Here is a 19,510-nt window from a genome sequence, read left to right as displayed (position 1 = left end):
CTGTCTTTTCGACGATGGGACTGCGGATGCGTCTGCGCGGGCGCAAGACGGATGTGTGTTTCTGTGCTCGCACCTGCCTGTGTGTGCGGTAGCATACACCAGACCTTTAAAAGTGTACCGGGTTTCAGTCTAGACGTGGTGAAGGATACGCTAAATACCTCAGTATGGACGGCTATTAGCGGCTTCTGGCCGCAGAAGGCTACAGAAGCCGCGAAAACTCGGGGTCTTAAGCAGTGCTTAAAAGAGCGGCAGCAGGGCAGAGAGGTTGCTACGCTCACCGGAGGCGTCGAGTACCCCGGCGGCAACCGCCTGCTCCCACGAACAGGCACCCAGAACCAGTGCCGCCCAAACAACCGGTGAGGTTTCCACGACCGAGGGAGGGGTGCCTCGCGTGTGGCGGGGGCCCGCCACGCACTGGGTCACGCCCAGCGGGGGCACGCGCACCTCCACGCTATTGCCGGGGGCGAGGGTCGCCAGCTCTTCAAGGGTGAAACGGACGAAAGTGGCGCGCACCGAGCGAGGGAGCGCGGCAAACGCCTGCGCTACCTCGGTGGGCACAGGCGCAGCAGGTGTTGCGGAACTATCTTCGAACGAGGCGAAGAGCGCACGTACCTCACGCACCGCCGCCATGCCCGCCTCTTCGCTGGTTTTGCGTCGAATTGCCACGGCTACTTTCCTTCCGGGGCGCCGGTATTGAGCTCCCCAGTGGTGAAGAGCTCATCATGCACGCGCAGCTCGCCGACCTCAACCGGCTGACCGTCAGCGTATCCGCCGGTCACGGGGCGAACCACCAGCGCGAGCAGGCGCTCGCATTCTTCGGTGCTCAGGTAACCGCCAGCAACCAGCGCACGCAGCGCTACGGCGTACATGGCGCGGTGGGTGCCGTCGCTCATCTTCACCACCACGGACGCGCCCGAACGCAGACCGATGCACAGCACGCCCTCCGCGCCGCTCTTAACGATGGCGTCCAGCTCTTCGCTGAGCACGGTGTCGGGGTAGCCGGGTGCCTGAATCAGCTCGGGGTAGTCCACCATGGCGGTTGCAACCGTGGAGGCACGCGCATCCGCCCCGAGATTACGGATTGCCGACCCCAGGGTCGAGTAGGCGCGTGCGGCACCCAGCAGGGAAACCGCGTGTACGGGCGCGCCGCAGCCGTCCACGCCGATAGCCGCTACCGGTTCGCCGGTAAACGCCTCAATTTCTTCGGTAATGACCCGCTGCAGCGGGTGTTCGGGGTCGAGGTAGTTGTGCAGGGTCCAGTTCTGCGAGCCCTCTTCCAGGTCGCCGCGCTCAAGCTTGGCGGTACACGCCCACAGGAATGCGGCGTGCTTGCCGGAGCAGGGGTGCGCTAGGGGAGTGTGCGCCAGGTTTGCCTGAATCATTGCCTGGCGTGCCTGCTTATCGGAGGGGAGCGCGGGCTTGAGCGCCAGGTTTGCGGGGGTGAGCGGGTTGGTTTCGGTGCTGCCCTGGGTGAGTACGTCCTGCACGGCGCGCATCTGCTCGAAGGTCCCGCTGTGCGAGCCGCAGGCGATGGCGACCTGGGAGCCGCGCAGGGGTGCACCCGCCTTCATGGAGCCGATAGCCTGCAGCGGCTTGGCGGCGGAGCGCAGGTAGAAGGGCTCGTGAATATCGCCGAGGGCAAGCTGAATTTCGCCGTCGGGGCTGAGCAGAATGAGGCGGCCGCGGTGGCGTGCCTCCACGAGGTTGTTGCGGGTGAGCTGCGCGAGTTCTACGTCGAAGGCGCTGCCCTGATGGGCGGTGTGAGTGGTGGCCTGTGAGATGGTGCTGTTGGTCATTCTTCTAGTTTAAACGGGGCGTATTGCATCGCCCTATTTATGTGTTGGGTGGTCTGGAGGCTGGCATGGGGCGGAGACAATATATAGGGAGTGGCGTGTGAAGAGGTTCACGTTCATTCCGGGTTGAATTTATGAGTAACTCATATTTACAATTGAAGTGTGCTCAAGCGCAACAGGCTAAGGTACGTGAGCGAGGCACAGCCCGCACGAGCCGAAAGACCTGACCCGCGCACCGCATAGGACCGACCACGATCGATGCTCCGATGAACCATTCCGGAGCCTCGACGTACCGCCTCACGAATACGGCGATGACCAAGGCAGCGGCAGATGAGCAAATCCCCACCCCCGTCAATCGATGAGCTATGAGTGTATCTACTCAAAATCTCATCATCTCCGGCGCGCCCCACTATGCGATCTGAGAACGGGCGTAATGTATCCAGTAGGAAATTGATGCAGTCCTTAGGGGTCGACCACAAACCTAGGAATAAATAGCTAGGTGCGACCCGGTACGAGTACGCATCCTTAGTGCACCTCACCTTCTGAACTCACTCTCAATTGGTGAGCGGCAACCATGTAAAGGAGTACATCCATGGCAGAGCAGAACAGCACCTCTACCTCCGCACAGAACTCTTCCCCCAAGGGCGGTTTGAGCGCAGAATCTGAATTCCACGCAAAGTTCTTCCCCATCCTGGCCCGTGTTGCTTCTGTGACCGCAGTGCTCATGTACGTGTTCTACTTCCCGCAGATTATCGGTAACCTGAGCGGTCACAAGGGCGACTGGATTCAGCCTCTGGTCGCGGCTATCAACTGCACCCTGTGGGTTCTGTACGGTCTGTGGCGCCCCAAGAAGGACGTTCCGATTATCATCGCGAACGCTCCCGGTATTGTCTTCGGTGGCTTGGCTGCTATTACCGCCCTCATCTAAGGCTTTAGCTTGATCCGGTAGTATCAACTACCGAGCTGTGCGGCTCTTCTCCCAGCGCGCATTCTTACGAATGTGCCGCTACATGAGAAGAGCCGCATTTTTAGTGTGCTCAGCTCACATTTTTGAGAGGGTACCGGGTACCCTAAATACTATGAAGGTTTTGGTACTGGGCCCCGGCGGCCGTGAACACGCTATTATCCGTGCGCTTCTGCGCGACCCTGAGGTAACCGAGGTGCACAGCGCCCCCGGCAACGCCGGTATTGCTCAGGATGTTCCCGTCCACGCAATTGATGCGAATGATCCCGCCCAGGCAACCGCCCTGGCACGCGAACTGAACGCTGACCTGGTCGTTATTGGCCCGGAGGCGCCGCTGGTCGCCGGTGTTTCTGACGCGCTGCGTGAGGCGGGTTTTGATGTTTTCGGCCCCTCCGCAGCTGCCGCTCAGCTGGAGGGTTCTAAGGCTTTCGCGAAGAAGGTCATGGAAGAGGCTTCCGTGCCGACTGCCCGCGCTTATGTGGCAACGAACGCCGCTGAGGCGCAGGCGGCACTGGACGAGTTCGGTGCACCCTACGTGGTCAAGGACGACGGCCTGGCTGCAGGTAAGGGCGTTGTGGTGACCGAGGACCGTGCTGCGGCACTGGAGCACGCTCAGGCATGCTTCAACGCTGGCGGCACCGTGGTCATCGAGGAGTTCCTGGACGGCCCCGAGGTGTCCCTCTTCGTCATCTCTGACGGTAAGAACGTTCTGCCGCTGTCCCCGGCTCAGGACTTCAAGCGCATTTTCGACAACGACGAGGGCCCGAACACCGGCGGTATGGGCGCCTACACCCCGCTTCCCTGGCTGCCCGAGGGCTTCGTACAGGAGGTCGTGGAGAAGGTTGCCCGCCCGACCGTGGCACGTATGGCTGAGCGCGGCACCCCGTTCGTGGGCGTGCTCTTCTGCGGTCTGGCTGTGACCAGCCGCGGCGTGCGCGTTATCGAGTTCAACGCCCGCTTTGGCGACCCGGAAACCCAGGCGGTTCTGGCGCGTCTGCGCACCCCGCTGGGTCAGCTGCTGCGCGCGGCTGCTCGCGGTGAAATTTCTGAGGGTACCGAGCTGGATTGGGATCCCCGCACCGCAGTGGACGTGGTTATGGCTGCCGAGAACTACCCGGACACTCCCCGCAAGGGTGACGTCATCTCCGGTCTGGATGAGGCGAACGCCCTGGAGGGTGTGCACGTAATTCACGCGGGTACTGTCGCATCCGAGGAGGGTGTGCTGACCGCTGGCGGTCGTGTGCTGGCTGTTGTTGCTCTCGGCGATGACCTGGCTGCTGCCCGTAACGCCGCCTACGAGGGCGTTCGCGCTATCTCCTGGGCTGGCGCACAGTACCGCACCGATATCGCGCTGAAGGCTGTGGAGAACCGCATCCACATTCCCGCTCCGCGCGGCTAAAACCTAAGGTGACCGGCTTCCCCGCTTGAGGGTGGGGAAGCCGGTCGCTTCTTTGCCACTCGCTTCTTAGCTTTGTGCCGCCTCAGCTGTTCCCCGATTCATTTCATCGGCTCGGGGGTGCTGGCGGCGACGACCGGGGCAGGTTGGGTTCTCAAGATTGTGCCGTATTGATGCCCAATTGGCACTATCGGGAGCCGTGCCTGTCGCGGTATTGTAATTACACAGACTTTTTGCATCCACATCACACCACCTCATCAGGAGAAATTCTCATGACTTCTCGTTCTAACCCCGTGGAAATCCCGGGCTGGACTCACATTTATTCCGGCAAGGTCCGCGACCTGTACGTTCCGAATGAGGAACGTTTTGACGCCACCGGCTTGACCGTCAATGATGACGCTGAGTTGCGTGCCGGTTCGGTCATGGTTGTCGCCTCGGATCGTATTAGCGCGTTTGACCGTATTTTGCCTACCGAGATCCCGGATAAGGGCAAGATTCTGACTCAGATGTCCCTGTGGTGGTTTGAGCAGCTTAAGCAGGTTCCGAACCACGTGCTGTCCACTGACGTTCCGGATGTTGTGGCTGGTCGAGCAATGATTTGCCGTTCGCTGAACATGTTCCCGGTGGAGTGCATTGTGCGCGGTTACCTGACCGGTTCGGGTCTGGCTGTGTACAACGAGACCGGTGAGATTGCTGGTGTGAAGCTGCCTGCGGGCCTGGTGGATGGTTCCCGCCTGGACACCCCGATTTTCACTCCGACCGGTAAGGCTGAGGTGGGTGAGCATGATGAGCTGGTGACCCGTGAGGAGCTGTACGCTGAGGTGGGTCAGCCGGTGGGTGAGCGCCTAGAGGAGCTGAGCCTGAGCCTGTACACCACTGCGGAGAAGATTGCTCGTGAGCAGGGCATTATTCTGGCGGACACCAAGATGGAGTTCGGTACCGATTCGTACCGTGGCGAGATTACCCTGGGCGATGAGGTGCTGACCCCGGATTCTTCGCGTTTCTGGGACGCTCAGCAGTATGAGCCGGGTCGTCCGCAGCCGAGCTTCGATAAGCAGTATGTGCGTGACTGGCTGCGTTCGCCGGAGTCGGGTTGGGATGGTTCGGATAATGTGCCGCACCTGCCTGAGGAGGTTGTGGAGAAGACTCGTGCCCGTTACGTTGAGGCGTATGAGCGTCTGACCGGCACGAAGTTCTAAACTCAATATTTCGGGCTGAATAGGTCTTTGATAAAGGGCGGTGCCCCGGAAGATCAGTCTTCCGGGGCACCGCCCTTTAGCTATGTGGGTTTATGAGGTTGAGGGGCGAAGCCTAGCCGTTGCACTTATCTTCGCTGTGAATGTCTCTGGAAGTCTATAAAACGTCCTGAATCTATTCTTGATACGATACACACAAGTAGATATTTATATGATTTAAATCACTACAGAATGATGCAGGTTTTCATTGCACCTAAATATAGAGCCTTGCTATGATTCTTCTACCATCTAACAAGTTGCGTTTTTTATATAAAACGCAATAAATCACATATGCAAGTTGCATGATCCCCTTTATGCGGTGAATCGATGTAAATAGTTATATGTCGACAAGATGGTATATCCACTCATGGGGGTCAGTAATTTCAGACTCCTACCTAAGCAATAAGGAGATTCGCTATGTCGCGTTCTACTTTTGTCCGTGCGTTGTCCGCTATCGGCGCTGCCGCCGCTTTGTCGGTTGGGGCAGCTCTGCCCGCTGCTCACGCTGATTTTCACGCATACGACCATGTTGGTCTCGAGGGTGAACTGGTTCGTTCTGGTTTCAGCAACTTCATCGATGTCCCCGACAATATGCTTTCGTCAGCAGCCAACTGGACCGACGGCCATCTCAGGGGTATTAACACTAACTGGTGGGGAAACAATGTTACCTTCCACCTTAACCCCGGACAGGTGATGTACTATGTTGGTGCTAACGCCAACGACACTACTGATTTTGTAGTTTCCCGGTAATACGGCACTACATCTGTCAGAGGGTAGGAGCCTACTCTTAGGGTTTAGGCTCCTACCTTCCCTGATTCTTACTGTTGAGAAAGGTGAAGTCCATGGCAAAGAAGCCCTTCACACCCCTCGCCCTTATCGGTATTGCCTGTTGCCTGGGCGTATCGAGTTGCTCCACCACCGTTGAAGTTAAGCAAGACATTCGCAATGTCCTGGCAAGCTACGAGAATCCCTCCCCGGATATTAACGTGGCCCTCGTCAATGAGGTCAAAAAGTGCATGAGCGAGAAGTCCTTCACCTACTCCGGTAGCCAGAACATTATTGACGGCGCCTCCGTTCATGAACTTGCGATGAGTGGCGCCCACCTCCCTAACGAAGAAGCAGCCACCCAAGGGTACTTATCCACCCGGCAGGACAACGCTGGCTCCAGCAATGCACCCGCGATGGAAAACCCGGCATATCGCAAGGCGTTCCAAGGCGACCCCCAAGCCGCAGACAGCAAAACTGTCACCATCACGATGAGTAACGGCGCCCAGACCAGCATGGCAACAGATTCATGCCTGGGACGTGCGGCAGAGGCTGTCTTTGGCTCAGCAGAAAACTACCTCAAATACATCAACTTCGTTAACGAGCTCATCGTAGGTGGATCCAAAAATAACGCGGTACAAGAAATGGGGAAATACTACCGCGATGACACCACCTACGGTGCATGCATGAAAGAAAGCGGATACACCGATATCCAGCACTTCGGAGATGCTCCCAGCTACGCGCAGAAAACCTGGGGTAAGTACAAGGCAACCAATGTAGCCGCCAATGCGGAAGAGCAGTCCCTAGCTCACGCCGACTATAACTGCCAAAAGTCCACTGGAATCCTGACTAAGGCACAGAATATCTACTACGAAAAGGCTGCGACCTGGCTCAATGAGCATGAACCGCTCATCCTTGAAGTACGCGATATCGAGCGTCAGGCACAGGAGCGCGCCGCAACTCTAGTCAACGGCAACTAGCCTACGGCAAATAGTAAACGCTGATTCCTCGTTGGACATTTTCTAGCGAGAATTTTCTACCGGTCCTCTGCTCTCAACCGCGTTCACCCGCGGATGAGAGCAGAGGATACAGCCCTTTATTCCCCCTGCCCCGTATTTCACCGTAGAAAGGTGAACCCATGAACACGCAGCAGAGTTCAGAAAACCCCCGCCGCGCCGCCACGACGGCAGCTATACGCGCCTACCTGGTTCCGGTGCTCGTCATTCTGCTCGTCATCACCGGCGGGTTCTCCATCTACGCACTCAATACGGGGCTACGCACCAATGTTGAATCCAATGCACAGCCGTCCCGCTCCGCGCAACTAACAACCCGCATCAGCACGCAGACTGTTACCCGCACCTACTCGGGAGAAGTCAGCGTGTCACCCGCCCGAAGCTACACCGTAGGAACCCCTCAAGGAGTGGTGACCAGGGACGGCGCCAAGGCGGGTACCCAGATGAGTAACGGCTCAATTATCACCACTATCAACGAGCGTCCCATCATTGCGTTCAAAGGTAGTATTCCCGCCTACCGCGACCTTGCCGTAGGCGCACGCGGCGATGACGTTAAACAGCTCCAAGAAGCTCTAGAATCGCTCGGCTACAGTATCTGGGATGAGGAAGGAAACTACGGCGAAGCAACCGCTAACGCTGTCTACCGTTTCTACCTGGATCGTGGCTACTACCCGCCCGGGGATACTGACCGAACCGAAGAAGGACGCTACAGCACCGCACTGCCGCTCTCTGAATACCTCTTCGCTGACGGCAATGAATACACCGTAGACAACAGCTGCGGCACCAAAGGCCAAACCTCAACTCCGGCGCTGTGCACCCTATCCGCAGGTGGATACCGTCTGGTACTCTCCGCGGACGGTAGCGCTCTCAGCAATGAACTCGCTGAGGGACAGAAAGTCCAGATTCTTACCGATAACGGAAGTCCGCTCGAAGGCACCCTGGGCGCGGCCCTCACACCCGAAGGCTCAACTAACGCTGACGGCGGCGCTAACGCAGGTGCCTCCAACGGCGCGCAGAACAGCGCGCGACCTAACAGCGATACCTCCGCACAGGGAGCTACCGCACGGAAACGCTACCCCATCACAGTCGACTTGCCGGAAAACACCACGGCGTCAACACGTTTTCAAGCAACCGTCACGCTCAACCGAGGCGCTGAAAACGCCCTCGCGGTGCTCGAAGCAGCCGTCAAAACCGAGGAAAACGGAACGCACTCCATCACCCTGGATAACGGTCAGAACGTTCCCGTCACCCTCGGTGTGTGCTCCGCCGGAATCTGCGAGCTCGTCAACCCCGCCGCAGAACTCAAGGCAGGTACCGTCGTGAAGCTGAAGGAGCGCTAAAATGCCTCATCACGAGACAGAACGTGCCCTCCCCGCGAGCGCTACCGCCACAAAACCTAATATCGAGTGCCACAATATTGCGCGTTTCTTTCCGCCCTCCACCTGGGCACTTAAAAACGCAACCCTCAGCATTCATGAAGGTGAATCGGTGGCCATTACCGGCGCCTCCGGAAGCGGAAAATCTACGCTCCTCTCCATCATCGGGCTGCTCGACCAGCCCTCCGAAGGTGAGCTAAAAATACTGGGTCAAAACATGGGCACCGCCAGCGACGCCGAGCGAACTGTGGCACGCCGTGAGCACATTGCTTTCGTCTTTCAGGCGTACCATCTCATCGCCCATCTGAACGCCACCGAGAACATTGCCCATACCCTCCGGATGCGCGGCGTACCGGGCCGTCAAGCACATCAGCGTGCGTTACAGGCACTCGAACAGGTGGGTCTGGGGCACCGTCTGGAGGTTCTTCCACGCAACATGTCCGGTGGTGAACAGCAACGAGTCGCGGTTGCGCGCGCGTTAGCCTGCGCCCCGCGTATCCTACTGTGCGATGAGCCTACAGGAAACCTCGACACTGAAAACTCTCACAAGGTGTTGGATCTGCTCCTCGCCGGCCGTGCGGAGAAGCAAAGCCTGGTCATCATCACCCATGAACCCGATATCGCGGCTCGCTGCGACCGGCAGCTGCACATGGTCGATGGGATGCTCGTGAGCCCCGAACTCGCTAGTCCCGAAGACTCGGCCCACCAAACACTCAAAGAACCAATCGTCAGGGGAGGATAGATGCTAAGGAATAACCTTCACTACGCTCTCCTCGCCGTTGTCCGCCGTTGGCGTCGCAACCTGCTCACGGTACTGGCAATGCTCGCGGGAACAACCACCATCATCATGCTGGTGGGTGTCAGCGAGTCGTCAGCACTCAATACGAGCTCGCAGCTGGCCAGCTACGATTCCACCCGGCTCGGTGTGCGCCTCCAACCGCAGACCTGGGATATACCGGAGGAAGAACTGCTATGGCGCGTTAACCAAGTTCCAGAGGTCAAAGCTGCCGGTACGGTCACCATTGATACGCAGACAACGCGTCCGCAGGTCAACAGGCCGGGGCATGAGGGCCAACAAACGCCCCTCGCAGTTGTCTCGGAAGCAGGTTTGAAAGCACGAGGTGCGCACATTGTCGAAGGGCAATTTTCGGAGCCTGCCCGCGAACGCCTCGGTGAGCCTACCGTCTATCTGGGTGTTGCCCTCGCTAAAGAGCTGGGGGTTAGCACTGAGCCCGGGCGGAACATAATTGAGGTCAACGGAATGCGAGCCTACGTGCTCGGCATTATCCGGGACGGCGGTAAGAACGCGGCTCTCAGTAGCGCTCTTATCCTGCCGACCACCTCCACTTTCTTGCCGCAAGCCCACACCCTGCAACGCGGTATGGACGTCATCGTGAACCCAGGAAGTGCAGATACTGTCGCGGAACAGCTCAAGCAGGTGCTCGATCCGCAACGCGCCCCCGTTGATACGAACATTGAGATTCCACCCTCACCGGTGACTCTTCGTGCTTCTCTGACGAAGGACAGTCGAGCTCTTACGACCATCATCCTGGCGGTTCTTATCGTCTCGACAAGCTTCGGCATTGTGATGACCATGCAGATTTCGGTCTGGGAACGCCGCCGGGAAATCGGTATTAACCGTGCCCTGGGATTGGGGCGGCGAGATGTGGCGGTGAGCTTCCTGGCGGAGGCAGCTCTCCTCGGGGCACTGGGCGCTCTTGGAGGCTTCATCCTCGGTGTTCTCGGTTCCTGGGTTGTGTGCCTTCTCAACGGGTGGGCGCTATCTCTGCCTCCCCTTATCCTGGGGATTCCTTTCCTCGGCTTGGCCGTGGGTATCGTGGCGGGTGCATTGCCTGCCTACGCGGCAACGAAGGTTCAGCCGCTTGAGCTCCTGCAATAAGTGCCCCGCTGAAATAATTGCTCGGCGCATAAGGGCGGTGCCCCGGAAGGTCATTCTTCCGGGGCACCGCCCTTTAGCTATGTGGGTTTATAAGGTTGAGGGGCGAAGCCTAGCCGTCGTGAGCCTCTTCATCGTGCACGCCTTCGTGGCACAAATCCTCGTGCAGAATATCCCGCGCCGGATGCTGCCGCGCCCGCTCCTCCGCAGCCCGATCAGACAGCGAATAAAACCACGTAATGTGCTCACACACCCGCTCATAGGCTGCCTGCTCATCGTGAGAGGCAATCGCCTCAATAATGCCGTAATGCTGCTGCTGCAACGTGCGCTTGACCGCCTCCCAATCCTTTAGGAAAGGAACCGCCTCCTGCACATAACTCATCGTCGCCATGTGCAGAGAATCAATCACCGTATCAAGCACAATATTGCCGCCGAGCTTCGACAGCTCATAGTGAAAACGCGTATCGCAGAAGTGGAAGCGCTCATCGCTGATCTGCTCATCCATCTCTGCCAGATGCACGCGCGCCCGCTCCAGCGCCGCCGCACGCTCCGGAGTGTCCGGCGCGGCAGCTGCCGCACGCGCCGCAGGGCCCTCCAGCAGCAAGCGGGTTGAGACAACGTCCTTCACCGGCAGGCTACGGGTCGCAATGTGCATGCGCAGCGCCCAGCTGAGCGCATCCGACGGCTCAGAAATGATAATCGCGCCCGACTTCGGTCCCGAACCCGTGCTGGAACGAATCAGACCCAGCGCGTTCAGAACCCTCAAACCCTCACGGACCGAGGGGCGGGAGATACCGTGCCGTGCCGCCAGCTCACGCTCGGAGGGGAGCTTATCGCCCACACGCAACTCACCCAGGCGCAGGCGCCGCTCAAAGGTCTCCAGAATGATGCTGTAGCTGCGGTCCGCCAGAATCGGCTGGCGCTCAACCACAGGGGGCGCCTCTGCAGGCTGGGTGTCGTCAAAAGAACGAGGCATACTCTCTCCTGATAACGAGGCGGATAACGAAAAGAAGTCTCGACTCAGCATGTTCTCCCAAACTATTGGGGCAACCTATCGAGTCATAAGGGGCATAAAAAGCGGGGCGGCGATACCGGAAAGGTACGCCGCCCCGCTGTGGCCTCCGGTCAAACCGGGGCGAATGTCCTACTGTTCGTGAAGCGGATGCTTCAGGAACTCTCTAAAACCTGAGCTTCAGATTAGGGAATCATGAAGGACAGCACGTTGGTCTGCAGGAAGACCAGGACGCAGACGAACAGGAGCATAGCGAAGGACCAGGGGAGGACAGCCTTGAGGATGTCGGATTCCTTGCCTTCCATGTCCACGGAGGTAGCAGCAATAGCCAGCGACTGCGGGGAGATCATCTTACCGACCACACCACCGGTGGTGTTAGCAGCCAGCATGAGCTCGGGGGTTGCTCCGTGGATACCTGCGTGCTGCAGGTTCTCAGCAGCAGACACCTGCAGCTTGGCGAACAGTGCGTTCGCACTGGTGTCCGAACCGGTCACAGCGGTACCGATCCAGCCCAGAGCCGGTGCGAGGAACGCGTAGACGGTGCCCAGGCCTGCCAGGAAGGTACCCATAGCAATGGTCTGACCGGAGAAGTTCATGACGTATGCCAGTGCCAGAACCGAAGCAATGGTCAGGATGGACCAACGCATGCGGTAGACAACGGAACCGAACTCGGTGAAGATTGCCGGGAACTTGAAGGCGTAGCGGCCCTTCTCGTTGAAGAAGAAGTAGACGACAGCAACAACCAGACCGGAGATGATCAGCAGGGTGCCGGGGTTGGACATCCACGCGAAGTTGTAGACTGCATCCTTGACGGGCTTGCCGTCAGCGGTGACGAGGCGGGAGCTCAGAGCCTGGATATCAATCTTGATGACGAAGCTCTTCAGCCATGCCTTCAGGCCAGCGTGCAGGTTAGCAACACCGAAGATTGCAACGACGATGACGTAGGGCAGCAGTGCCATCCAGACGCGAACGGCGGGCAGAGCTTCCTTCTCTTCAGCCTGTGCGGGCAGACCGTAGCGTTCACGAACGCCTGCGACGCCGCGCGGCTTCCAGAACTGCAGGAAGACAACAGCAACACCCATGGAGACGATGCAAGCAACAACGTCGGTCAGGTTGAATGCGGGGGTAGCAGCGGTGACCCACTGTGCAATTGCGAAGGAGACACCGATGATCAGTGCGGGCAGCCATGCATCCTTCAGACCCTTCATACCGTCAAGGATGACGAGCAGGATGAGCGGAACGAGCATTGCCAGGAACGGAGCCTGGTGACCAACGATGGTTGCGATAACGTGTGCGTCCTTGCCGCCAACGTCAGCTGCGGTGGTAATCGGGACAGCAACCGCGCCGAATGCCACGGGGGCGGTGTTAGCGAGCAGAACGGTAATAGCAGCCTTGAGGGGCTTGACGCCCAGGGCGAGAATCATGGTTGCGGTAATTGCAACGGGAGCGCCGAAGCCAGCCAGTGCCTCGAGCAGACCGCCGAAGCAGAATGCGATGAGGATAGCCTGGATGCGCAGGTCGCCGCCGCCGAGGCGGTCGAAGACGCGGCGCAGATCTTCAAAGCGGCCGGAAAGGACGGTGATCTGGTAGAACCAGATGGCTCCCAGAATCACCCAGCAGATGACCAGGCCGTAGATGCCACCGCGGATGGCGCTCAGACCGGCGAGGTCAGCGGGCATGTGGAAGCCCAGGACTGCTACGAGGATAGATGCTGCCAGTGCCACGAGTGCGGACCAGTGAGCGCGTGCCTTGACGCCCAGTAGCATCACGAAGAAGGTGAGGAGGGGAATGGTTGCCACGAGTGCGCTGAGGCCGAGGCTACCTCCCACTGCATTGGTTACAGCGGTATAAGTTTCCACTGGAACTCCTTTGGTTCAGGGTGTGTCTTGTGTGTGGTCAGACCATAGATAATCCCGCCGGGGAACGGGTCATTGTTTCCCATGCGGGGATGTGGTCAGACCATTGATCGCATGTTTAGAAGAGTACCGGATAGTGCGGTGTTTCGCCAAAAGTGACCTGACTCATTCTCGCATCTAAGGGGTGTTTGGGAGGTTTGTGCCCCGTGAATTTACCGAAATATTGCGACTCTGATAGTTAATGCCAGCTTCTGAAACTCGAATATTTCTGAAAGCGTAAAGAACCGGGTGTATGAGTGGCTGGTTTATTCACTAAGGAGTCTTCAACTGCGGGCACATTCTTGAAAAAATGTTGCGTTAAAGAAGAGTAACCCCACAAAACAATCATTAATGCTTCAGAAAGGCTTATTCCCAGGGGATTTATCGACTGAAGATGTGTGTTTGATAAATGTTCAATAGATAAAGAGGTGTAGGGGATGGGGTGAGGGTAAAAACTAGATGAGGTCATATGTACCGGAAGGTAGGAAAATATACCTTAAGGTCAGGGTGACCTAACCCGTTATTTAACAAGGAAAGTATGCGCTATTTCGACTAGAGAAAAGCCGCACAACGGTGTTAAATGGCAAGGAAGATAAAAGACATCACCACGGTTTCTGATCCCACCGCATCCCACCTCCACTTGGGGCGCGCACACCAGCCGGAACCCACCGGCTCAGCTTCCCCGGTTCATCTCTTTGAACCGCAGTACACGGAAGACCGAACTTATTCGGACTGTGCCCCGCCTGCCCCAGACGCAGGCGGTGAGACCGAGAAACTCTGAACACAGAGGAAAGGACGGACAAGTCATGCGCATTGCACTCTTCTCCACGTGCATCGTTGACGGCATGTACCCCCGCGTAGCACGCGCCACCGTCGAAATTCTTGAGCGCCTGGGCCACGAGGTTGTCTTCCCCCCGAACCAGACCTGCTGCTCCCAGATGCACGTCAACTCCGGTTACTTCGATGACGGCTACGAAGTCATCAAGAACCACGTCGAGGCATTCGACTCCTGGGACTGGGACGTTGCTGTTGCACCCTCCGGCTCCTGCGTCGGCTCCCTGCGTCACCAGCAGGCAATGGTCGCACGTAGCCGTGGCGACGAGGCACTGGCTCTGAAGGCAGAGCAGATTGCTTCCCGCACCTTCGAGCTCTCCCAGCTGCTGATCGACATCCTCGGTATCACCAACGCCGCTGAGCAGCTCGGCTCCTACTTCCCCGAGCACGTCACCTACCACAGCTCCTGCCACGGTATGCGCATGCTCGGCCTGGGCACCCGCCAGCAGGACCTGGTCCGCACCGTTGAGGGCATCAAGTACACCCAGATCGAGGGCATGGACCAGTGCTGCGGCTTCGGCGGTACCTTCTCCTTCAAGAACGCTGACGTCTCCGGCGCAATGGTCAACGACAAGGCAGACAACGTTGAAGCAACCGGTGCATCCGTCTGCACCGGTGGCGACTGCTCCTGCCTGATGAACATCGGTGGCGCACTCTCCCGCCGCGGCTCCGACGTGAAGACCATCCACTTCGCTGAGATCCTCGCATCCACCAAGGAAAACCCGCTCAAGATTGATGCCGAGCACCTCGAGCTCTCAATCGCCTAAGGAAAGATAAGACCTCATGACCGCTATTCAGCTTGGTATGCCCAAGGTCGTTCACTACGGCGAGGGCAACATTTTCGAAGAAACCCCCTTCCCCAAGTACGCGAAGGAAGAGCTCAAGAACGAGCAGCTGCGCTCCAACCTGCGCTTCGTGACCCACGCGATTCGTAACAAGCGCGCCAAGGTCACCGCTGAGGTGCCCGACTGGCAGGACCTGCGTGACACCGGTGAGTCCGTCAAGAACTACGTTCTGGCGAACCTGCCCGAGCTGCTCGAGCAGTTCGAGCGTAACTTCACCGCCGCAGGCGGCCACGTGCACTGGGCACGTAACGCCACCGAGGCAAACCAGATCGCCCTGGAACTGATCCGCGAGCAGGGCGTGGACGAAATCATCAAGATTAAGTCCATGGCAACCGCAGAGACCGGCCTGAACGAATTCCTCGAGGAAAACGGCATCAACGCTATTGAGACCGACCTCGCGGAAGAAATCGTCCAGCTCGGCCACGACCGCCCCTCCCACATTCTGGTGCCCGCAATTCACCGCAACCGCCGCGAAATCCGCGACATCTTCCTGCGCGAAATCGAGGGTATCAACCCGGACATCACCGATGAGCCGGCAGAACTGGCAGAGGCATCGCGTAACCGCCTGCGCAACAAGTTCCTGAACACCACCGTGGCAGTTTCCGGTACCAACTTCGGTATTGCTGAGACCGGTACCCTGACCATCGTGGAGTCCGAGGGTAACGGCCGTATGTGCCTGACCCTGCCCGACACCCTCATTACCTTCATGGGTATTGAGAAGATTCTGCCCACCTTCCAGGACTACGAGGCGTTCCTGCAGCTGCTGCCCCGTTCCTCCACCGGTGAGCGCATGAACCCCTACACCTCCATGTGGACCGGTGTGACCCCCGGTGACGGCCCGCAGAACATGCACGTCATCCTCATCGACAACGGCCGTACCGCCGTTCTGGCTGACGAGCTCGGCCGCCAGGCACTGCGTTGCATCCGTTGCTCCGCTTGCATGAACGTGTGCCCCGTGTACGAGCGCGCAGGCGGTCACGCCTACGGCTCCACCTACCCGGGCCCCATCGGTGCGATCCTGTCCCCGCAGCTCTCCGGTATCGAGGCAGCGCACAACAACTCGCTGCCGTACGCATCCTCCCTCTGTGGCGCATGCTACGAGGTCTGCCCCGTGAAGATTAACTTCCCCGAGGTGCTCGTGCACCTGCGCGCTAAGGACGTCGAGTCCAAGCACGCTGTCCGCGAGTTCGAGGGCAACAAGAAGGCTCCCTTCTCGCAGATGGACGGCATGATGCTCGGTGCGAAGAAGCTCTTCACCTCCGGCAAGATGATGTCCATTGCAGAGCGTGGTCTGCCCATGTCCCGCCTCATTACCGGCCGCAAGCACAAGATCACCGCTGTTCCCGGTATCGTCGGCGGCTGGACCGCTTACCGCGACATCCCCGAGCCCCCCAAGGAATCCTTCCGCAACTGGTGGAAGAAGGAGAAGGGCCAGGCTCCGGCACGCGATAACGCACAGCGCGTTGACATTCAGGCCCTCATCGAGGCCAACAAGGGTAAGGCAGCTGAAGCGGCTGCAAACGCTAAGGCTGCTCAGGAAGCCCGCGAAGCTAAGGAGAACAACTAATGTCCTCTGCTAAGGAAGATATCCTCGCACGTATCCGCTCGTCCCTGGCTGACGCACCCGTCGCCCCCGAGCCCGTACGTAACTACCGCCGCGTCAGCGAGCTGAACGAAGAGCAGACCATTGAGATGCTCGTCGACCGCCTCATTGACTACAAGGCAAATGTGTTCCACGCGAACAAGGAGAACATCTCCGAGGTCATCGCAGAACGCCTGGGTGAAAAGTCCACCTACGTGGTTCCCGAGGGCCTGAACATGGAGTGGCTGCCGGCTGACACCGCTGACCGCAAGCGCGTCACCGACTCCGGTAGCACCCTCAAGCCCGGCTGCCTGACCCTGAAGGAACTGGACGCAGTTGACGCTGTGGTGACCGGTTCGACCGTCTCCTGCGCAGAGACCGGCACGATCTTCTTGAACACCAACCCCGATGAGGGTCGCCGCGCCATCAGCCTGGTGCCCGACCACCACATCTGCGTGGTGCCCCGTTCCACCGTCGTGGAGCTGGTCCCCGAGTCGATCGAGCGTATCACCTACACCCGCCCCGTGACCATGATTTCCGGTCCGTCGGCAACCAGTGATATCGAGCTGATCCGCGTGGAGGGCGTGCACGGCCCCCGTACCCTGGACGTCATCATCTACGACGCCTAAGGTACAGCGCCAGAAGGCAAACCTCTAAAGAAACCGCCCGAGAGCTAAGGCTCCCGGGCGGTTTCTTTATGCCCTCGCGACGTCTAGCCGCAGAAGCGAGGCGCCAGTTGTGAGCGCACAAAAACGGTGGCGGGCCCATGTTTCCCGCCACCGTTCTGTGCTTTATATGTTCAGCGCTTTATAGGGTGGTGTATCGACGGTTAGCGTCGTAGCGCCCCGCGGGGGTGCTTAGGCGCGTGCGTCGAAGTGCTGCAGACCGGAGTCCTCGCGGCTACCGCCCTGGCCATCGCCAACATCGTGGTAGTCCTTGATCCACTCGATCTTCTGAACCCACTTGACCATCTTGTAGCCGTGCATGGAGTCCGCACGCAGACGCAGCGGGCCACCGTACACATCCGGCAGGGGCTTGTCGTTCATGCCCCACGCCAGGATGGTCTCATCTTCCATTGCCATGGAGATGTCCAGGCACTCGTAGTAGGGTTCGGTCGGTCGGCCGTCGTAGGTGTGGCCCACGTGGCCGAAGGAGGTCACCATGACGTAGCGTGCCTCGTCGGTCTTCTCGACCAGTGCGAGAACGTCGCGCAGGCGCACGCCCTCCCACTTGGCGATGCCGGTCCAACCCTGCATGCAGGTGTGCATGGTGATGTTGACTTCCTTGCCCAGCTGCTTGAGCTCGTCAATGCTCAGGGACTTGGATTCCTTCACCAGGCCGCCCAGTTCGAGGCGGTAGTCAACGAAATCGTGCTCCTTCAGGCGGTTCCACTCGGTGCTCTCACGCTCTGTCGGCGGGCGAGTGTTAACCCAGTGGAAGGGCGAAATGTCGGCATCGGTGAAGGTCTTCTTCTGCACCTGACGGGAGGTGATGCGGTCCAGCAGGACGTTACGAATCGGCTGGGTCAGACCCCAAATGAAGGTCTGAGTGAATCGCAGGTCGCGCAGGGACCAGTAGGATGCGAAAATCCACAGAGCCACGGCGAAGACAATGCCGCCAATGAGCATGGTGACTGCCTGAGCGAACTGTGCTGCGTCCACCTCGTTGTAGGGCTTGTTCAGCATCATGTGGGCGATGTTGTACTGGGGGTGAACCACGAACACCAGCGCCACGTGAATGACGGTGAAGACGCAGTAGAACGCCATGCCCAGGAAGTGGATGGAACGCGCGGTCTGGCGGTTACGGAAGAGGCGCACGTAGCCGGGGAAACGGCCGCAGAATGCCGGGCTCATAATCGGGCCGGTTGCAATCATCAGCGGTGCCACGATGAACACCACGGTGAAGTACATGATCTGCTGCAGAGCGTCGTACGGCTGGAAATGCTCAATCGAGGGAATCTGGAAGCCAGCGTAAATCTGGATGGATTCCCACGCCTGCGGGATGATGTCCCAGCTGGTCGGGACGATGCGGCGCCACTGACCGGTCAGGAACAGCAGGGAGACATATACCAGACCGTTAACGATCCAGATAACGGTGACCAGCGCGTGCCATGCGCGGCCCAGACCAATCTGAGCCTTACCGGGCAGAGAAATCAGGGGAGACAGGGTGCGCTGGTCATCGCGCGCCGTAAATGCGCCGGGGGTGGTAGGGACCTTGTCCTTGGTGAACTTGATCCACTCAGAACCCGGGGTGCAGTGGTTGTTCCAGTACAGGCGGGGGTGAGAGGCGAGAACTTCCCAACCTGAACGAATCAGGAAGCCCATCATAATGAAGTTGATGAAGTGCGTAATTCGGAGCCAGGCCGGGAAGTCCAGCTCTACGCCACCAGTGCTCGCGGTGAGGAGTAGTTGGTGCATGATATTTCCTTCGGAAATGACTGTGTGTGCAGACAATCGTTAGGATTCAGTGCGAGGCCTTGAGATAAGAGGTTAGAAATAATTACCTTTCTGAACCATATGATCCTCCTCCGTGGTTGGGAGCCGCCGGGGGTATCGTCGCGGATACTCCCGAAAGGGGCACCTCCCGTGTGTGAGATGGGAGGTGCGCCAGCTCCCGCTGGGGCGGAAGCGGCTCTGTGTATGTATGTTGGTTTATGTGTGTTTTAGGGAAATTCCCTGTCCGCTTTCAATTTTATAGGACAAAGTGTCAGTCGAGAAAGCTAAGACACGTCATGTTCTGTAATATTTGCATAAAAAATCCGAATTTAAGGAAGATTCTCATTTTTCCGCGGTTTATAAGGTCACTCGGGTGTAAAAAACCCACCGCAGCCTCAAGAGAGAATGCGGTGGGTTTTGATCATATATGTGGGATGCATGTTGGTTTGCAGGGTCTTAACTGCCTGG

At 58.5% G+C, this 19,510-nt stretch carries 16 protein-coding genes; 11 read left to right on the top strand and 5 right to left on the bottom strand.

Annotated features, from left to right (window positions below):
- Positions 1–237: 237 nt before the first annotated feature.
- Both RWL87_RS04855 and RWL87_RS04850 read right to left on the bottom strand, forming a co-directional pair.
- Positions 238–666 carry a sterol carrier family protein gene (locus RWL87_RS04855; RefSeq protein ID WP_313969094.1) on the bottom strand — a complete coding sequence of 143 codons (429 nt, stop codon included), beginning with the start codon at positions 664–666 and terminating at the stop codon, positions 238–240.
- Positions 667–668: 2 nt separating this feature from the next.
- On the bottom strand, positions 669–1,796 hold the full coding sequence (locus tag RWL87_RS04850) for an asparaginase (RefSeq protein ID WP_313969093.1): 1,128 nt from the start codon (positions 1,794–1,796) through the stop codon (positions 669–671).
- A 589-nt stretch (positions 1,797–2,385) separates the two neighbouring features.
- Between RWL87_RS04850 and RWL87_RS04845 the strand changes: the two genes are divergently transcribed.
- The 8 genes from RWL87_RS04845 (at position 2,386) to RWL87_RS04810 (ending at position 10,442) form a co-directional block, all read left to right on the top strand.
- Positions 2,386–2,721, top strand: coding sequence for a hypothetical protein (locus RWL87_RS04845; RefSeq protein ID WP_313969092.1), 336 nt, complete (start codon positions 2,386–2,388; stop codon positions 2,719–2,721).
- Between the two features lie 151 nt (positions 2,722–2,872).
- Entirely contained in the window at positions 2,873–4,156 is a 1,284-nt protein-coding gene (gene purD / locus RWL87_RS04840) for a phosphoribosylamine--glycine ligase (RefSeq protein ID WP_313969091.1), read from the top strand.
- 269 nt (positions 4,157–4,425) lie between these two features.
- The gene (locus RWL87_RS04835) at positions 4,426–5,352 is read left to right on the top strand and encodes a phosphoribosylaminoimidazolesuccinocarboxamide synthase (RefSeq protein ID WP_049331615.1); all 927 of its coding nucleotides are present in this window, start codon (positions 4,426–4,428) and stop codon (positions 5,350–5,352) included.
- 453 nt (positions 5,353–5,805) lie between these two features.
- Positions 5,806–6,138 (top strand): hypothetical protein, encoded by a 333-nt coding sequence (locus RWL87_RS04830; protein WP_306524505.1) that lies wholly within the window; start codon positions 5,806–5,808, stop codon positions 6,136–6,138.
- A 92-nt stretch (positions 6,139–6,230) separates the two neighbouring features.
- On the top strand, positions 6,231–7,133 hold the full coding sequence (locus RWL87_RS04825) for a hypothetical protein (protein WP_049338342.1): 903 nt from the start codon (positions 6,231–6,233) through the stop codon (positions 7,131–7,133).
- A gap of 158 nt (positions 7,134–7,291) precedes the next feature.
- Positions 7,292–8,506: a peptidoglycan-binding domain-containing protein gene (locus RWL87_RS04820; RefSeq protein WP_313969090.1), complete on the top strand. Its 1,215-nt coding sequence runs from the start codon at positions 7,292–7,294 to the stop codon at positions 8,504–8,506.
- 1 nt (position 8,507) lies between these two features.
- Complete coding sequence (locus tag RWL87_RS04815) at positions 8,508–9,284, top strand: ABC transporter ATP-binding protein (protein WP_313969089.1); 777 nt, start codon at positions 8,508–8,510, stop codon at positions 9,282–9,284.
- Positions 9,285–10,442: an ABC transporter permease gene (locus RWL87_RS04810; protein ID WP_313969088.1), complete on the top strand. Its 1,158-nt coding sequence runs from the start codon at positions 9,285–9,287 to the stop codon at positions 10,440–10,442.
- 109 nt (positions 10,443–10,551) lie between these two features.
- On the opposite strand, the gene RWL87_RS04805 is transcribed toward RWL87_RS04810, so the two are convergent.
- Positions 10,552–11,415: an FCD domain-containing protein gene (locus RWL87_RS04805; RefSeq protein WP_313969087.1), complete on the bottom strand. Its 864-nt coding sequence runs from the start codon at positions 11,413–11,415 to the stop codon at positions 10,552–10,554.
- 221 nt (positions 11,416–11,636) lie between these two features.
- Positions 11,637–13,310 (bottom strand): L-lactate permease, encoded by a 1,674-nt coding sequence (locus RWL87_RS04800; protein WP_313969086.1) that lies wholly within the window; start codon positions 13,308–13,310, stop codon positions 11,637–11,639.
- Between the two features lie 842 nt (positions 13,311–14,152).
- On the opposite strand from RWL87_RS04800, the gene RWL87_RS04795 reads away from it, so the two are divergent.
- From RWL87_RS04795 to RWL87_RS04785, 3 genes are read left to right on the top strand one after another with little or no spacing between them, the layout of a single operon-like run.
- The gene (locus tag RWL87_RS04795) at positions 14,153–14,947 is read left to right on the top strand and encodes a (Fe-S)-binding protein (protein WP_049327463.1); all 795 of its coding nucleotides are present in this window, start codon (positions 14,153–14,155) and stop codon (positions 14,945–14,947) included.
- A gap of 16 nt (positions 14,948–14,963) precedes the next feature.
- A complete protein-coding gene (locus RWL87_RS04790) occupies positions 14,964–16,592 on the top strand; it encodes a LutB/LldF family L-lactate oxidation iron-sulfur protein (RefSeq protein ID WP_049327464.1) in 1,629 nt (542 codons plus the stop codon).
- On the top strand, positions 16,592–17,236 hold the full coding sequence (locus tag RWL87_RS04785) for an LUD domain-containing protein (protein ID WP_070691147.1): 645 nt from the start codon (positions 16,592–16,594) through the stop codon (positions 17,234–17,236). The genes RWL87_RS04790 and RWL87_RS04785 overlap by 1 nt, the downstream gene beginning before the upstream one ends.
- A gap of 228 nt (positions 17,237–17,464) precedes the next feature.
- On the opposite strand, the gene RWL87_RS04780 is transcribed toward RWL87_RS04785, so the two are convergent.
- Positions 17,465–19,024: a molybdopterin-dependent oxidoreductase gene (locus RWL87_RS04780; RefSeq protein WP_294643249.1), complete on the bottom strand. Its 1,560-nt coding sequence runs from the start codon at positions 19,022–19,024 to the stop codon at positions 17,465–17,467.
- Between the last annotated feature and the right edge of the window lie 486 nt (positions 19,025–19,510).

Source organism: uncultured Rothia sp. (assembly GCF_963555405.1).
Classification (GTDB): Bacteria; Actinomycetota; Actinomycetes; order Actinomycetales; family Micrococcaceae; genus Rothia.
This window is presented reverse-complemented; position numbering and strand designations above follow the sequence as displayed.

Coding starts and splice junctions, on each gene's coding strand:
- RWL87_RS04850 (WP_313969093.1), bottom strand. CDS start 1,796: ATGACCAACAGCACCATCTCACAGGCCACCACTCACACCGCCCATCAG.
- RWL87_RS04845 (WP_313969092.1), top strand. CDS start 2,386: ATGGCAGAGCAGAACAGCACCTCTACCTCCGCACAGAACTCTTCCCCC.
- purD (WP_313969091.1), top strand. CDS start 2,873: ATGAAGGTTTTGGTACTGGGCCCCGGCGGCCGTGAACACGCTATTATC.
- RWL87_RS04835 (WP_049331615.1), top strand. CDS start 4,426: ATGACTTCTCGTTCTAACCCCGTGGAAATCCCGGGCTGGACTCACATT.
- RWL87_RS04830 (WP_306524505.1), top strand. CDS start 5,806: ATGTCGCGTTCTACTTTTGTCCGTGCGTTGTCCGCTATCGGCGCTGCC.
- RWL87_RS04825 (WP_049338342.1), top strand. CDS start 6,231: ATGGCAAAGAAGCCCTTCACACCCCTCGCCCTTATCGGTATTGCCTGT.
- RWL87_RS04820 (WP_313969090.1), top strand. CDS start 7,292: ATGAACACGCAGCAGAGTTCAGAAAACCCCCGCCGCGCCGCCACGACG.
- RWL87_RS04815 (WP_313969089.1), top strand. CDS start 8,508: ATGCCTCATCACGAGACAGAACGTGCCCTCCCCGCGAGCGCTACCGCC.
- RWL87_RS04810 (WP_313969088.1), top strand. CDS start 9,285: ATGCTAAGGAATAACCTTCACTACGCTCTCCTCGCCGTTGTCCGCCGT.
- RWL87_RS04805 (WP_313969087.1), bottom strand. CDS start 11,415: ATGCCTCGTTCTTTTGACGACACCCAGCCTGCAGAGGCGCCCCCTGTG.
- RWL87_RS04795 (WP_049327463.1), top strand. CDS start 14,153: ATGCGCATTGCACTCTTCTCCACGTGCATCGTTGACGGCATGTACCCC.
- RWL87_RS04790 (WP_049327464.1), top strand. CDS start 14,964: ATGACCGCTATTCAGCTTGGTATGCCCAAGGTCGTTCACTACGGCGAG.
- RWL87_RS04785 (WP_070691147.1), top strand. CDS start 16,592: ATGTCCTCTGCTAAGGAAGATATCCTCGCACGTATCCGCTCGTCCCTG.
- RWL87_RS04780 (WP_294643249.1), bottom strand. CDS start 19,024: ATGCACCAACTACTCCTCACCGCGAGCACTGGTGGCGTAGAGCTGGAC.